The 15,386-nt window shown below is 66.9% G+C and carries 10 protein-coding genes; 3 read left to right on the forward strand and 7 right to left on the reverse strand.

Features of this window, described 5'->3' with window-relative positions:
- Window positions 1-95 precede the first annotated feature (95 nt).
- The 3 genes from gatB to gatC are packed head-to-tail and all read right to left on the reverse strand — an operon-like array spanning window position 96 to window position 3,420.
- Window positions 96-1,610: an Asp-tRNA(Asn)/Glu-tRNA(Gln) amidotransferase subunit GatB gene (gene gatB / locus ACLQ62_RS15520; protein WP_411722530.1), complete on the reverse strand. Its 1,515-nt coding sequence runs from the start codon at window positions 1,608-1,610 to the stop codon at window positions 96-98.
- Window positions 1,610-3,121: an Asp-tRNA(Asn)/Glu-tRNA(Gln) amidotransferase subunit GatA gene (gatA, locus tag ACLQ62_RS15525; RefSeq protein WP_411722531.1), complete on the reverse strand. Its 1,512-nt coding sequence runs from the start codon at window positions 3,119-3,121 to the stop codon at window positions 1,610-1,612. Before gatA ends, gatB begins: the two co-directional genes overlap by 1 nt.
- Window positions 3,121-3,420 (reverse strand): Asp-tRNA(Asn)/Glu-tRNA(Gln) amidotransferase subunit GatC, encoded by a 300-nt coding sequence (gatC, locus tag ACLQ62_RS15530; RefSeq protein ID WP_411722532.1) that lies wholly within the window; start codon window positions 3,418-3,420, stop codon window positions 3,121-3,123. The genes gatA and gatC overlap by 1 nt, the downstream gene beginning before the upstream one ends.
- 86 nt (window positions 3,421-3,506) lie before the next feature.
- Here gatC and ACLQ62_RS15535 point away from each other — a divergent pair, with 86 nt between their 5' ends.
- On the forward strand, window positions 3,507-5,222 hold the full coding sequence (locus ACLQ62_RS15535) for a long-chain-fatty-acid--CoA ligase (protein WP_411722533.1): 1,716 nt from the start codon (window positions 3,507-3,509) through the stop codon (window positions 5,220-5,222).
- Between the two features lie 139 nt (window positions 5,223-5,361).
- Here the strand turns inward: ACLQ62_RS15535 and ligA are convergent, their stop codons facing one another.
- The 3 genes from ligA to ACLQ62_RS15550 all read right to left on the reverse strand — a co-directional run bounded on the left by ligA (window position 5,362) and on the right by ACLQ62_RS15550 (window position 10,180).
- A complete protein-coding gene (gene ligA, locus ACLQ62_RS15540) occupies window positions 5,362-7,671 on the reverse strand; it encodes an NAD-dependent DNA ligase LigA (RefSeq protein ID WP_411722534.1) in 2,310 nt (769 codons plus the stop codon).
- A 122-nt stretch (window positions 7,672-7,793) separates the two neighbouring features.
- Window positions 7,794-8,918: a tRNA 2-thiouridine(34) synthase MnmA gene (gene mnmA, locus ACLQ62_RS15545; protein ID WP_411722535.1), complete on the reverse strand. Its 1,125-nt coding sequence runs from the start codon at window positions 8,916-8,918 to the stop codon at window positions 7,794-7,796.
- Between the two features lie 41 nt (window positions 8,919-8,959).
- Window positions 8,960-10,180: a cysteine desulfurase family protein gene (locus ACLQ62_RS15550; protein ID WP_411722536.1), complete on the reverse strand. Its 1,221-nt coding sequence runs from the start codon at window positions 10,178-10,180 to the stop codon at window positions 8,960-8,962.
- A 56-nt stretch (window positions 10,181-10,236) separates the two neighbouring features.
- On the opposite strand from ACLQ62_RS15550, the gene glgX reads away from it, so the two are divergent.
- A complete protein-coding gene (gene glgX / locus ACLQ62_RS15555; RefSeq protein ID WP_411722537.1) occupies window positions 10,237-12,291 on the forward strand; it encodes a glycogen debranching protein GlgX in 2,055 nt (684 codons plus the stop codon).
- Between the two features lie 2 nt (window positions 12,292-12,293).
- Complete coding sequence (gene ybaK, locus ACLQ62_RS15560; protein ID WP_411722538.1) at window positions 12,294-12,782, forward strand: Cys-tRNA(Pro) deacylase; 489 nt, start codon at window positions 12,294-12,296, stop codon at window positions 12,780-12,782.
- Window positions 12,783-12,797: 15 nt separating this feature from the next.
- Here the strand turns inward: ybaK and glgP are convergent, their stop codons facing one another.
- Complete coding sequence (gene glgP / locus ACLQ62_RS15565; protein ID WP_411722539.1) at window positions 12,798-15,359, reverse strand: alpha-glucan family phosphorylase; 2,562 nt, start codon at window positions 15,357-15,359, stop codon at window positions 12,798-12,800.
- Window positions 15,360-15,386: the final 27 nt, after the last annotated feature.

A 15,386-nucleotide genomic window follows, 5' to 3' on the forward strand; every position in this document is an offset into this window, starting at 1 on the left:
ATCACCGGGAAAGACTGTGAGCTGGCAGCCTCCTCCGAGAAAACCAGAGGGGCGATTCCCGGCACGCATGCCGGGAACCGCCCCCTTACGAATGGTTAGCCGGCGGCGCGTTCCAGTACGAGTTCGCGAACGCGGGCAGCGTCGGCCTGGCCGCGCATTGCCTTCATGACGGCCCCGATGACGGCTCCGGCTGCCTGCACCTTGCCGTCGCGGATTTTCGCGAGGACATCTGGTTGGGAAGCGAGTGCTTCGTCGATCGCAGCGATGAGCGCTCCGTCGTCGGAGACGACCGCAAGCCCGCGCGCATCGACGACCTCCTGCGGCGATCCCTCACCGGCGATGACGCCTTCGAGGACCTGCCGGGCGAGCTTGTCGTTGAGGGTGCCGTCCTCCACGAGCGCGGCGACGGCCGCCACGTTCTCCGGCGAAACGAGGGCGGATGCCTCGACACCGTTCACGTTGGCGATCCGGCTGATCTCGCCCGTCCACCACTTGCGGGCGGCGGCGGGTGTCGCACCGGCGGCGACCGTTTCGGTGATCTCGACGAGAAGCCCGCCGTTGACGACGTCCTGGAACTCGAGGTCAGTGAATCCCCACTCCGCCTTCAGGCGGCGGCGACGCTCGGCGGGCGGCTCGGGCAGGGCTGCCCGCAGTTCCTCGATCAGTTCGAGGCTCGGCTGCACCGGGAGCAGGTCCGGCTCCGGGAAGTACCGGTAGTCGTCTGCGTCGCTCTTGGGCCGCCCGGCGCTCGTGCGCCCGGTGTCCTCGTGCCAGTGCCGGGTCTCCTGTGTGATCGTGCCGCCGTCGGCGAGGATCGCGGCCTGGCGCTGGATCTCATAACGGATGGCTCGCTCCACCGAGCGCAGCGAGTTGACGTTCTTCGTCTCGGTCCGGGTTCCGAGCGGCGCAGGCGGCTGGCCCTCGGGTGTGCGGGGGCGAAGGGAGATGTTCGCGTCGCAGCGCAGGTTGCCGCGTTCCATCTTCGCATCGGAGATGCCGAGTGAAACCACGATGTCGCGAATCGTCGAGACGTACGCTTTCGCGAGCTCCGGGGCATCCGCTTCGGCGCCGTAGATGATGTCGGTGACGATCTCGACGAGGGGAACCCCGGCGCGGTTGTAGTCGACGAGCGAGTACTCGGCGCCCTGGATCCGGCCGGTGGAACCGCCGACGTGGGTCAGCTTTCCGGCGTCTTCTTCCATGTGGGCGCGTTCGATCGACACGGTGACCAGGCGGCCGTTCGGCAGCTCAACGTCGACGGATCCGCCGAAGGCGATCGGTTCGTCGTATTGCGAGATCTGGTAGTTCTTCGCCAGGTCCGGGTAGAAGTAGTTCTTGCGGGCGAACCGCGACGACGGTGCGATCGAGCAGCCGAGGGCGAGGCCGAGGCTGATCGAATATCGCACGGCCTGCTCGTTGACCACGGGCAGTGCACCGGGCAGGCCGAGGCAGACCGGCGTGACGTTGGTGTTGGCATCCGACCCGAAGTCGTTCGGGGCGTGCGAGAACATCTTGGTCTTCGTGTTGAGTTCGACGTGAACCTCGAAGCCGAGCACCGGCTCGAACAGTTCGAGGGCCTTGTCGTAGTCCATCAGGGCGTCTTTAGCCATTATTTGCCTCCCAGTGCCGGAGCCCTGGAGATCAGCGTGTGACCCCATTGCGCTTCGAGCAGAGCTTCGATTGCCGCACCGACGCGGTAGAGCCGGGCGTCTTCGCGCACCGGTGCCATGATTTGGATGCCGACCGGCAGGCCGTCTTCGGGGGCGAGTCCGATCGGTACGCTGATGCCGGGGATGCCGGCGAGGTTCGCCGGGATGGTGGCGACGTCGTTGAGGTACATCGCCATCGGGTCTTCGAGTTTCTCGCCGAACTTGAACGCCGTGGTCGGAGCGCTCGGGCTGACGAGCACGTCGACCTGCGCGAAGGCGGCGTCGAAGTCCCGCTGGATGAGCGTGCGGACCTTCTGTGCGCTGCCGTAGTAGGCGTCATAGTAACCGGCGCTGAGGGCGTAGGTGCCGAGGATGATGCGTCGCTTCACCTCGGGTCCGAATCCGAGCTCGCGGGTCGCTGCCATGACCTGTTCCACGGTGCCGCCACCGTCGGGCTGCACCCGCATCCCGAACCGGACGGAGTCGAACTTCGCCAGGTTGGAGGAGGCCTCTGCCGGCAGGATCAGGTAGTAGGCGGAGACGGCGTACTCGAAGTGCGGCGCGCTGATTTCGACGACCTCGGCACCGTGCTTCGTGAGGAGGGCGACGGTCTCGTCGAAGCGGCTCTGTACACCGGCCTGGAAACCTTCGCCGGAGAGTTCCTTCACGACGCCGACCTTCAGGCCCTTGAGCACGTCGCCGCGGGCGCCTTCCCGGGCAGCATCCGCCATCGACGGCCAGGCATCCGTGAGCGAGGTCGAATCGAATGGGTCGTGTCCGCCGATGACGTCCTGCAGCAGTCCGGCGTCGAGTACGGTGCGCGTCACCGGGCCGACCTGGTCGAGGCTGGATGCGAGCGCGATGGCGCCGTAACGGCTGACGGCCCCGTAGGTAGGCTTCACACCGACTGTTCCGGTGACGTGGGCAGGCTGGCGGATCGATCCGCCGGTGTCGCTGCCGAGCGCGAGGGGCGCTTCGAAAGCGGCGACCGCGGCCGCCGATCCTCCGCCGGAGCCGCCGGGGATCCGGCCGAGGTCCCACGGGTTGCGGGTCGGTCCGTATGCCGAGTGCTCCGTCGACGACCCCATGGCGAACTCGTCCATGTTGGTTTTGCCGATCGGGATGAGGCCGGCTTCACGTGCCCGCTTGACCACCGTGGCGTCGAACGGGGACATGTATCCCTCGAGGATCCTGCTGCCCGAGGTGGATGGCATGTCGGTGGTGACGAGCACATCCTTCACGGCGAGCGGGACACCGGCGAGAGGGCCGAGCTCCTCACCGGCGGTTCGGCGTTCGTCGATGCGACGAGCGGCGTCGAGTGCGTGGTCGGAGACGTGGAGGAAGGCGTGCACGTCGTGGTCGACCGCGTCGATCCGGTCCAGGTGCGCCTGGGTGGCTTCGACGGCGCTGATCTCGCGGGTCTGCAGCTTTTCGGCCAGGCCGGCGGCCGTCAATCGGATGATGTCGCTCACTACTGCTCCTCGCCCAGGATCGCGGAGACCCTGAATCGGTTGTCGTCGTGCTCCGGGGCGTTCTGCAGCGCCTGCTCGATGGTGAGCGTCTCGCCGACCACGTCGGGCCGGAACACGTTCGACAGCGGAACCGGGTGACTCGTGGCAGGGACGTCAGGGGTTGCAACCTGCTGCACCTTGGCGATGCTGTCGACGATCTGGTCGAGTTCGGTCGTGAGACTCGAGATCTCATGGGGAGTGAGGGCAATGCGGGCGAGGTTCGCCAGATGCGCCACCTGCTCCTCAGAAATTTCAGACATGGGACTCCGTCGGTAAGTACTGGGGTTTCCATCCATTCTATTGGGCGCTCGTAACCGCCGACTCTCCCGCCAGTAGAGTTGCACGAGTGACCGATACCTCCACGCGTCCCTGGCTGGCCAACTACGCACCGGATGTTCCCCACGACATCCCCGAGCAGAACGGATGCCTCGGCGATCTGGTCGACGCATCCGCCGATGCGCACCCTTCCCAGGTGGCGCTCGAATTCTTCGGAGCGACGACGACGTACCGGCAGCTGCAGCACGCCATTTCCCGCGTCGCCGAAGGCCTGCGTGCGCTCGGCGTGCAGAAGGGCGACCCGGTCGCGGTCGTCCTGCCGAACTGCCCCGAACACATCGTCGCGTTCTACGCCATCCTGCGCCTCGGCGCGATCGTCGTCGAGCACAACCCGCTCTACACTCCCCGCGAGCTCCGGCACCAGTTCGAGGACCACGGCGCGAAGGTGGCAATCGTCTGGGACAAGGTTGTTGCGACCGTTCAGGACTTCCCCGAGGACATCGCCGTGACGTCGCTGGTCTCGGTCGACATCACCCGGTCGATGCCGCTCGGGATGCGCCTCGCCCTCCGTCTGCCGATTGCGAAGGCCCGCGAGTCGCGCGCCGCACTGACCGCGAAGACGACGGACGCGATCAGCTGGGCTGCGCTGAGCGCGTCGCGCACGATCGAGCCTTCTCATCCCCGCCCTGAGTCGACGGATGTCGCGATTCTCCAGTACACGTCCGGGACGACGGGCATGCCGAAGGGCGCTGTGCTCACCCATGCGAATCTGCTGGCCAACGCCGTCCAGGCTCGCGCATGGACACCAACCATCACCCACGCGGGCTGCACGATCTACGCCGTCCTGCCGATGTTCCATGCGTACGGGCTCACCCTGTGCCTGACCTTCGCCATGAGCCTCGGCGCCCGCCTGGTGTTGTTCCCGAAGTTCGACGCCGACCTCGTGCTCAAGGCCGCCGCGAAGCATCCGCCCACCTTCCTGCCGGCTGTTCCTCCGATCGCGGAGAAGCTGCTGTCACGCGCCAAGGAGAAGGGCATGTCGTTGCAGGGTCTCGAGATCGGGATCACCGGCGCCATGGCTTTGCCGAACGAACTCGTCGTTCCGTTCGAGGAAGCGACCGGAGGCTACCTCATCGAGGGTTACGGCCTCAGCGAGTGCTCCCCCGTGCTCATGGCGAACCCCGTCTCGGACCGGCGCAAGCCCGGCACGGTCGGACTGCCCATCCCGGGTACCGAGATCCGGATCGTGGAGCCCGAGAACCCGGTGGTCGACGTGGAGCCGGGCATGCCAGGCGAGTTGATCGTCAGGGGTCCGCAGGTGTTCTCGGGGTATTACCGCAAGCCTGAGGAGACGAGCGCTGTTTTCGTCGACGGGGACTGGTTTCGCACCGGTGACCTCGTGACGATGGATTCCGATGGTTTCGTCAGCGTCGTCGACCGGCTCAAGGAACTCATCATCACTGGTGGCTTCAACGTCGCACCGACCGAAGTCGAGAACACCCTGCGCCAGCACCCAGCCATCCAGGACGTCGCCGTCGTGGGGATGCCGAGTGCCCATTCCGGCGAGGACGTTGTGGCCGCGGTCGTCGTCCGCCCGGGCGAGAAGCTGGATCGCGAGTCGATCCGCCAGTTCGCGCGTGACAACCTCACCGCCTACAAGGTGCCGCGGCGCATCGTCGCCATCGATGCACTGCCGACATCGCTCATCGGCAAGGTCCTCCGCAAGCAGGTGCGAGATACGCTGCTGCAGAAGGAGACCGGCCGGCAAGGAGACATCCTCCGCTGACGGGCTGACCCGCACGGCGCGAATTGCTGGATGTGAGGTGCACGACGCGAAGCGTCGTGACGGCCACCCCCACGAGGTGCTGACTTCGCGGTGGTTGGGCCCGACCGCGACCCCCTCAACCCCGGCAACTCGCGAGGGGTCAACTCTCCCCGTCGAGTGCGCTTGGCCCGTGCGTGACGAGCAGGGCAAACTGGGCGGCGTCGATGATCCGCAGGCCGAGCTCCTCGGCCTTGCCGAGTTTCGACCCGGCGCCGGGCCCTGCCGCCACGAAATCGGTCTTCTTCGACACGCTCGACGCGGCTTTGCCTCCGGCCGCGAGAATTGCCTCCTGCGCCCCCTCGCGTGTGAACCCTTCGAGTGACCCCGTCGCGACGACGGTGATCCCGGCGAGCACCCCGCCCGCATCCCCCGCGGCCCCGGGACCTGGATGCCCCGGTGTCGCAAATTGGACGCCCGCCGCGGTCCACTGATCGATGATCTGCCGGTGCCAGTCCACCTCGAACCAGTCGAGGACGGCATCGGCGATGATCCCACCGACACCGTCGGTCTCGGCCAGCTGTTCGCGGGTCGCAGACCGGATGGCATCCAGCGACCCGAAATAGTCGGCGAGGGCACGCGCGGCAACCGGTCCGACGTGACGGATGTTGAGCGAGACGAGAATGCGCCATAGCGGCTTGGTTCTCGCCGACTGCAGGTTCTGCAGGAGCTCGATGGCACCCTTCGACGGCACAGACATCTCGTCTCCGGAGAACTCCGCCGCGTCGGGGTCGTACGGACCGTCGGTTCTCACGTTCCGTCTCCGCCGGAACGGGGTGACGCGTTTCATCTCTCCGTCGGGCCCGAGCTTGCCCAGCCCGGTTTCGAAGTCGAAGACGGTGACCGTCACCGGGAAGAGGTCTTCGATGGTGAGGTCGAACAACCCGGCCTCGGAAACGTCGCCGTTCTCATCGGCGAGCGGCGCGCGTGACGGCTCGAGCGGCTGGGTGAGTGCCGCGGCGGCGACTTCTCCCAACCCCTCGACGTCGAGCGCACCACGGGAGCCGACGTGTTCCACCCGGCCGCGGACCTGCGCCGGGCAGGAACGGGAGTTCGGGCAGCGGAGATCCTTGTCGCCTTCCTTCGCCGGGCGGAGCGGCGTGCCGCACGACGGACAGTTCTCGGGCATCACGAACGCGCGCTCGGTGCCGTTCCGGAGTTCGACGACGGGCCCGAGGATCTCGGGGATCACGTCGCCGGCTTTGCGCAGCACGACGGTGTCGCCGATGAGCACGCCCTTCGCCTTCACAACGTCCCGGTTGTGAAGTGTCGCCTGGCTCACCGTCGACCCGGCGACACGCACCGGCTCGACTTGCGCGAACGGCGTCGCCCGACCGGTGCGCCCGACGCTGACGACGATGTCGAGAAGTTTCGTGTTCACCTGCTCGGGCGGGTACTTGAAGGCCGTCGCCCACCGGGGTGCCCGACTCGTGGCTCCGAGTTCGTCGTGGAGGGCGAGCTCGTCCACCTTGACGACGATGCCGTCGATCTCATGCTCAACGCTTGCCCGGTGCTCGCCATAGTGTTCGATGAATCCGATCACTCCGTCGATGGAGTCGAAGACCCGGAAGTGGCTCGACGTGGGAAGCCCCCACTCCTTCAGAAGTGCGTACACCTCGGACTGAGCCGCGACCGGCGGGTCCGGCCAGGCGCCGATGCCGTGCACGAGCATCTGCAGCCGGCCCAGTCGGTTCTCCATGAGTTTTCGCTGGGCGGCGTTCTTGCTCTCGGCCTTCTGGCGGAGGCTGCCGCTTGCAGCGTTGCGCGGATTCGCGAACACCTTCTCACCCGCGGCCAGCTGCAGCTCGTTGAGCTCACGGAACGACTCGACGGGGAAGAAAATTTCGCCGCGCACCTCGACCCGAGGCGGGTGCCCGGCTCCGATCAGGCGGGTCGGGATGGAACGGATGGCCGCGATGTTCTCGGTGACGTCCTCGCCGACGACGCCGTCACCGCGGGTCGCGGCGCTGACCAGTCGGCCGTTCTCGTAGCGCAGGTTGACCGCGAGGCCATCGATCTTGAGTTCGGTCAGGTAGTGCACCGACCGGGCCGACGCGCGCTCGACCCGCTCGCTCCACCCGCGCAAATCGTCGGCGGAGAAGACGTTGTCGAGGCTGAGCATCCGTTCGGCGTGGGTCACCGGGTCGAACAACGACGCCTGCGCACGACCGCCGACGGTCTGCGTCGGGCTGTCCTGCCCCTGAAGTTCCGGGAAGAAATGCTCGATCAGCTCGAGCCGGCGCATCAGGACGTCGTATTCGGCGTCCGAGACGAGTGACGCATTCTGCTCGTAATAGGCGTCACGCAGTTCGAGAATACGCGTCGTCAGCGTCCCCGCCTCGGCCGCCGCTTTCTCGAGGTCTTTCGGTGTCGACTGCTGGGCGGCGCTTTCATGGTCGGTGCTCTCTGTCACCTGCCCAGTCTAGGGACAGCCACCGACTGCGCACGAGATTGCAGTTCCGCACCCATCACGAGCGAAAAGGACCGTTTTGAGTGCGCAACTGCGATCTCGGTGACGACCGTCGACGTGTTCGCTCAGGCCGTGGCCGGAACGGCGCTGACCGTGCGGTCGATCGTGCACTGGCCGAGCACTCTCGTACCCACGTAAACCACGGCCGTCTGCCCAGGGGCGACACCGTCGAGAGGATTGCCCGGCCGGATCATCAGTTCCGGTTCCCCGGTCTCGGCGTGCGGCTGGACGACGGCGATGGCCGGAACGGGGTCGGCGTGCGCGCGGATCTGCACGTCGCAGTCGAAGGCCAGCTCGGGGTGCTCCGGTGCGAGTCCTGCCCAGGTGAATCTGGATCCGGCGATCTCGGCGATGGCGAGAGCTTCCTTGGGTCCCACGACGACTTCGTTGGTCTTCGGACGCACTTCGAGGACGAACCGGGGGCGACCGTCCGGGTCGGGGACGCCGAGGTTGAGCCCTCGTCGCTGACCGACGGTGAAAGCGGCGGCACCCTCGTGGGAGCCGACGACGGAGCCGTCCCGGTCGAGGATCTCGCCCTTCTCGGCTCCGACCCGCTCAGCAAGCCAGCCGCGGGTGTCTCCGTCGGGGATGAAGCAGATGTCGTGGCTGTCCGGCTTGTTCGCGACACTGAATCCGCGGGCTGCGGCTTCCGCACGCACCTCCGCTTTCGACGGGGTCGCCCCGAGCGGGAACATCGAATGCGCGATCTGTTCTGCCGTGAGCACTCCGAGCACGTAACTCTGGTCCTTGGCCCACGCGCTGGCGCGGTGCAGTTCGCGGTTTCCTGCGGCATCCGTCTCGATCGTCGCGTAGTGGCCGGTGCACACGGCGTCGAACCCGAGGTCGATCGCCTTCTCGAGCAGGGCGGCGAACTTGATCTGCTCGTTGCAGCGCATGCAGGGGTTCGGGGTGCGGCCGGCCGCGTATTCGGCGATGAAGTCGTCGACGACGTCGAGCTTGAACCGCTCAGAGAAGTCCCAGACGTAATACGGAATCCCGATGATGTTGGCTGCGCGTTGCGCGTCCATCGAGTCCTCGATGGTGCAGCAGCCGCGACTGCCGGTGCGCAGGGTGCCGGGCATCCGGCTGAGGGCGAGGTGGACACCGACGACGTCGTGCCCGGCCTCGACTGCGCGCGCGGCCGCGACTGCGGAGTCGACTCCGCCGGACATTGCTGCTAAAACCTTCACTCGTGCAGTTTACGCGCCGCTTGCTGGATGCCTTCTGCGGGTCAGGCTCCGAGCGTGGTCGCGCGGTCGGCAAGCCCAGCCCGTGACGCCTGGGCGTATGCGCCGGGGAGCGCCGCGAGAAGCGCGTCGATGTCACTCGATGTCGTTGTGTGCCCGAGGGTGACCCGAAGGGCTCCGCGGGCTTCGAGCTCGCTCCTGCCCATGGCACGGAGCACATGGGAGGGTTCCGGGATGCCGGCCTGGCAGGCGGATCCGGTGGAGACCGACACCCCAGCCATGTCGAGCAGGAACAACAGCGAATCTCCCTCGCAACCGGCGAAGGCGACGTGGACGTTGCCCGGGAGCCGGCCGGTGCCGGCCGGTCCGTTGAGCCTGGCGGCCGGAACGGCGCTGAGGATGCCATCGATCAGGCGGTCCCGGAGGCCGGTGAGGCGGACGGCTTCGTCGGCGCGATGCCTGGCGGAGTATTCGGCGGCCACGGCGAAGGAGACGGCGCCGGCGACATCCTGGGTTCCCGAGCGCACCTGTCGCTGCTGCCCGCCGCCGTGCAGCAGCGGTTCGATGCTGGCCGATCGCGACAGGACGAGCGCCCCGACGCCGACGGGGCCGCCGATCTTGTGTGCGGAGACGCTCAGAGCGACCAGTCCGGCACCGCCGGCACTTCCCGATGCGTCCCGAACGGCGCGGAAATCGATGTCCAGGTATCCGTAGGCGGCGACGGCATCGACGTGAACCGGCACGCCGTGTGCTGCGGCGAGCGCCGCAATCTCGGTCACAGGCTCGATCGTTCCGACCTCGTTGTTCGCCCACAGCAGGGTGACGAGTGCGACCCGATCGCCGTAGCGGTCGAACGCGGCCTGCACGTCGTCTGGGTGCACCAGACCGTCGTCGTCGAGCGGCAGCCAGCCGACCTCGGCGCCTTCATGCTGTTCCAGCCACTCCAACGTGTCGATCGTGGCGTGGTGTTCGCCGCCCGGTGCGAGGATCACCGGTCGGGCGCCGCCCCGGTTGCGCGACCACCAGATGCCTTTGATCGCGAGGTTGACCGCTTCGGTGCCCCCGGAGGTGAGGACGACTTCGATCGGGTCACAACCGAGAGTGGCGGCGATCTGCTCGCGGGCCTCTTCCAGCATCCGTTTCGCCGCCTGGCCCTGCGAATGGATCGACGCCGGGTTCCCCACGACACCGAGGGCGTCGGCGTATGCATGGATCGCGTCCGGCAGCATCGGTGTCGTCGCCGCGTGATCGAGATAGACGACCATCCCACTCCCCTTCCGCCGGTAAGCGCACGGTGTGCGCACAAACTACTCTAGAACGCATGACCCCAGCCGATCCCCTGCACAATCTCGGCGTCCGGATCACGTCACACGGCGGCGAACTGCGGGTCTGGTCGGCCGGTGCCGATTCGATGGAACTCGTGATTTTCGACGACACCGACCCGAACTGGATGACCAAGACGGTACCGATGCACCGAGGATCGGACTCCGTCTGGGTGGGACGTTCCCGTACCCTCCGGGCGGGAACGCGCTACGCGATCCGCGCGTCGGGTCCTTCGTCGCCCACGTCGGCGTTCAACCCGGCCCAGCTGCTGATCGACCCGTATGCCCGTGGTCTAATCCGCGTCGGAGCCGGGCAGTACCGCTCAGCCGTCGTCGACACCGCGTTCGACTGGGGAGACGTTCCCAAGCCGGCTGTGCCCCTCGACCGCTCGGTGATCTACGAGGCCCACGCCAAGGGCATGTCCAAGCTCAACCTGCACGTCCCCGAGCGGCTGCGCGGCAGCTACGCCGGGATCGCCCACGAAGCATCCATCGGCTACCTCACCGATCTCGGCGTCACCGCCGTCGAACTGCTTCCCATCCAGGCCTTCGTCTCCGAGCAGCGACTCATCCGCCAGGGACTCACCAACTACTGGGGGTACAACACCCTCAACTTCTTCACCCCGCACGCACCGTACGCATCAAAGGCGGCGCAATCCGCGGGCCCTGCAGCGATCCTCCGCGAATTCAAGGGGATGGTACGCCTGTTGCACGAAGTCGGCATCGAGGTGATCCTCGACGTCGTCTACAATCACACGGCCGAAGAAGGCAGGGGCGGGCCGACCACGAGCCTGCGGGGCCTCGACAACGCCGCGTACTACCGCCAGACCGACACCGGTGACTACATCGACGTCACCGGTTGCGGCAACAGCCTCAACACCTCCCATCCGACGGCGCACCGTCTCGTCATGGACTCGCTGCGGTACTGGGCGAATGAGGTTCAGGTCGACGGTTTCCGGTTCGACCTGGCGGTGACGCTCGGCCGGAACGAGAAGCACGAGTACTCCCCCGAACACCCGCTGCTCACCGACATCGTCTCCGACCCGGCGCTCGCCGGGGTGAAGATGATCTCTGAACCGTGGGACGTCGGCATGGGCGGATGGCAGACCGGCAACTTCCCGACCGGCTGGATCGACTGGAACGACCGCTACCGTGACCGGGCGCGGAACTTCTGGCTCTCCGACGTGGACTATGCGCGACGCGCGAGCACCTCTCCGGTGGGGATCGGCGGGTTCGCCACGCGACTCGCGGGATCCTCCAACACATTCTCCGCAGAACGCGGCCCGCTGGCATCCGTCAACCTCATCACCGCACACGACGGGTTCACCCTCGCCGACCTCGTCTCATACGACGTCAAGCACAATGTGGGCAACGGCGAGTCCAACCGCGACGGAACCGACAACAACCGCTCGTTCAACCACGGCGCCGAAGGCCCGACCACCGACGAAGAAATCCTCGCCACCCGGCGCAAGGCGATGCGCAACCTGCTCGGGACGCTGCTGATGTCGGCAGGCGTCCCGATGATCACGGCCGGCGACGAGTACGGCCGCACCCAGCGCGGCAACAACAACGCGTACTGCCACGACTCCGAACTGACCTGGCTCAGCTTCCCCGTCGACAAATGGCAGCACAACCTTCACGCACACGCCCGGCGACTGATCGAACTGCGTCGCGAGAACCCAGCGCTCCGCCCTGTGCGGTTCGGCCGGCCAGAGCAGACGGTGCCCAGCTCGAGCCAGATGGACTGGTATGACCAGTCCGGCAGGATGATGAGCGACGACGACTGGACCAACGCCCGCAACCGCACACTCCAGTACGTTGCCGCGAGCACCCCTGAGGTCGAGGACTTCAACAGGATCCTTCTCATCGTTCACGGAGTCGAATCCGGAACGACGGCAACCCTGCCCCATCACGACGGAGTCTTCCGCTACGACCTGCTCTGGCGCAGTGAGGATGAGACGCCGCTCACCGAGATCTCCTCGTTCGCGCCGGGCGACACCGTCGAGGTGGCACCGACGTCGATGCAGCTGTTCCGGGCGTTCTCCAAGGACTAGCGATGGCGAAGAAGACTTCGGCGGGCACCCCGGCGACCGCAGCCCTCACCGCACTCGGTGTCCGTTTCACTCCGCACAGCTACGAGCACCAGCCAGGGACCGTCGGGTATGGACTCGAGGCTGCAGAGGCGCTCGGCGTCGAGGCCGACCGGGTGTTCAAGACCCTTCTTGCCGATGCGGATGGGTCGCTCGTGGTCGCGATCGTCCCGGTGACCGGCCAGCTCGACCTCAAGGCACTCGCCACCGCTGTCGGAGCCAAACGCGCCGGCATGGCCGACCCGGCCCTCGCCGAACGGAAGAGCGGCTACGTCGTCGGCGGGATCAGCCCGATCGGCCAGAGAACGCGGCTCCGCACGGTCCTCGACGAATCAGCCGCAGAGTTCGCCACCGTCTTCGTCTCCGGGGGTCGCCGCGGTCTCGACATCGAACTGGATCCGACCGACCTCCTCGCCGTGACCGACGCGGCGCTCGCCGCGATCAGCCGCCGCTGACCGGCGAGCCGTGTGTCAGGCGACCGCGATCAGACCGAGCTCCGCGGGGTTGTCGAGAAGAGCGTTGTTCGGCACCACCCGCACGCTGTAGCCGAACCCGCCGGGGTGGCCAAGGCTCACCGTGCCGGCGAACAGCCACTCGCCGGACTCGGACGCTTGCGCCCCGTCGGCCGCTGCAAGATCTGCGGTCTGGACGTCTCTCAGGTCATCGCCGTTCATTGTGCTGCGGCCATACACGACCTGCACCGAGACGTCGTCCGGGGTGAGGGGGCCGAGCCGCACACTCGCACGCAAGTGCAACTCGTCGCCGACCTGGGGAGCGACATCCAGTCCCCCCGACTCCACATGCGCGATCGAGACGCCGGACCAGGCATCCGTCACTCGCGACTTCCACTCGGCGAGTCGGCGTGCCTCACGGAATCCGTCGTGGCGCAGCACCGAGGTGCTGTCGAATGCCGGGCGATAGAGGGTGGTGACGTATTGGCTGACCATCCGGTCGGCGCTCAGCTGCGGCGAGAGGGTCGAGAGGGTGTGACGGATGCGGCGCAGCCAGTCCACCGGGACGCCGTCGGAATCGCGCTCATAGAACCGGGGTGCGATCTGGTGCTCGATCAGGTCATACATCGACTCCGCCTCACGGCGGTCGCGTTCCTCGGCGTCCTCGGTGACCGCTGACGGGATCGCCCAGCCGTTGTCGCCGTCGAAGAACTCGTTCCACCAGCCGTCAAGAATCGACAGGTTGAGCACGCCGTTCAGCGCAGCCTTCATTCCCGAGGTTCCGCACGCCTCGAGCGGGCGCAGCGGGTTGTTGAGCCAGACGTCGGTTCCCGGATATAGCTTCTGCGCCATCGAGATGTCGTAATTGGGCAGGAAGACGATCCGTTCACGGACGGCGGGGTCCTTCGCGAACTCGACGACTTTTTGGATCAGCCTTTTGCCCTCGATGTCTGCCGGGTGAGACTTGCCCGCGATCACGATCTGCACCGGGCGTTCCGGGTGCAGCAGGAGCGCCCGCAGCCGCTCGGTGTCGTGAAGCATCAGCGTCAGCCGTTTGTAGGTGGGAACGCGTCGGGCGAAACCGATCGTCAGCACGCGCGGGTCCAGCACGGTGTCGATCCAGTCGGGGGCGATGCCTCCCGGGTTCTGGGCGAGCCACGCCCGTTTCAGGCGTCTGCGGGCATCCCAGACAAGCTCCTGCCGCATCCGGTTGCGGACCGACCAGAGGTCCGCGTCCGTCACCGCGGTCGACGCCCAGTCAGCATTCGCGGTGTCGGCCGTGCCCAGGTTGCGGGTCGCGAGCTCGGTCAGTTGCGGGGCGGTCCAGGTGGCCGGATGCACGCCGTTGGTGACCGAACCGATCGGCACGTCGTCGATGTCGAATCCCGGCCACAGGGCGCTGAACATGCGCCGGCTCACATCGCCGTGCAACTGGGAGACTCCGTTCGCCCGCTGGCCGAGCCGAAGGCCCATCACGGCCATGTTGAACGCGCCGTCCGGGCCTGCGCCCGGCTCTCGTCCCAGAGCGAGCACATCATCGACGGAGACGCCGGGCAGCAGTTCGGTTTCGAAGTACCGGCGGATGAGTGCCGAATCGAAGCGGTCGATGCCGGCGGGCACCGGGGTGTGTGTCGTGAAGACGGTGCCGGCCCTGACCACCTGGAGTGCCTCCGTGAAGCTCAGCCCGCCGCGGATGAGGTCGCCGATCCGTTCGATGCCGAGGAAGCCGGCATGGCCCTCATTGGTGTGGAAGACCCGTGGCGGCCGAACCTCTGAGCGTTCCGCCCAGGCGCTGATCGCGCGAACCCCGCCGATACCGAGCAGCAGTTCCTGATGCAGCCGGTGTTCCTCGGACCCGCCGTAGAGCCGGTCGGTGACGTGGCACAGTTCCTCGCTGTTCTCCGGAATGTCCGAGTCGAGCAGCAACAGGGTGACCCGTCCGACCCGGCCGAGCCAGATCCGGGCGCTGAGCACCTGGTCGTCCGGCAGGCTCAACGTGACGATGACCGGGCTTCCGTCCGGCTGGCGGAGAACCCGCAAGGGGAGACCGTCCGGGTCGAGGACAGGATAGGTCTCCTGCTGCCAGCCGTCGGGCGACAGAGCCTGGCTGAAGTAACCCGAGCGGTAGAACAGGCCGACCGCCACGAGGGGAACGCCGAGGTCCGATGCGCTCTTCAGGTGATCGCCGGCGAGGATTCCGAGGCCACCCGAGTACTGCGGAAGAGCGGCGGCGATGCCGAATTCCGGCGAGAAGTACGCGATGAGGTCGGGTTTGTCGCCCTCGAGCCCCTGGTACCAGCGCGGTTCAGAGAGATACCGCGAAAGGTCCTCTCTCAGTGCGTTGGCCCGGTGCACGAAATCGTCGTCCGACGCCAGTTCGTCGATCCGTTCCTGGCTGATCTGACCGAACAGACTGATCGGGTCGTGCTGGAACTCCCGCCACGCATCCGGTGCAACCTCAGCGAAGAGTTCCTGAGTCGGACCGTGCCAGGCCCACCTCAGGTTCCCGGCCAGGTGTTCAAGGGCCGCCAGCCGCTCGGGAAGAGCAGGGCGCACGGTAAATCGTCTAATCGCCTTCACGGGGTTCAGCCTAGGCGAGCAGGACCG

Origin of the sequence: Mycetocola sp. (assembly GCF_046716805.1) — a bacterium.
In the GTDB taxonomy this organism is placed as follows: domain Bacteria; phylum Actinomycetota; class Actinomycetes; order Actinomycetales; family Microbacteriaceae; genus Mycetocola_A.

Bases quoted from the DNA above. Each gene is read 5' to 3' on its own strand.
- ACLQ62_RS15550 (WP_411722536.1), bottom strand. From the start codon at position 10,180: ATGGTCGTCTATCTCGATCACGCGGCGACGACACCGATGCTGCCGGAC.
- glgX (WP_411722537.1), top strand. From the start codon at position 10,237: ATGACCCCAGCCGATCCCCTGCACAATCTCGGCGTCCGGATCACGTCA.
- gatB (WP_411722530.1), bottom strand. From the start codon at position 1,610: ATGGCTAAAGACGCCCTGATGGACTACGACAAGGCCCTCGAACTGTTC.
- gatC (WP_411722532.1), bottom strand. From the start codon at position 3,420: ATGTCTGAAATTTCTGAGGAGCAGGTGGCGCATCTGGCGAACCTCGCC.
- ybaK (WP_411722538.1), top strand. From the start codon at position 12,294: ATGGCGAAGAAGACTTCGGCGGGCACCCCGGCGACCGCAGCCCTCACC.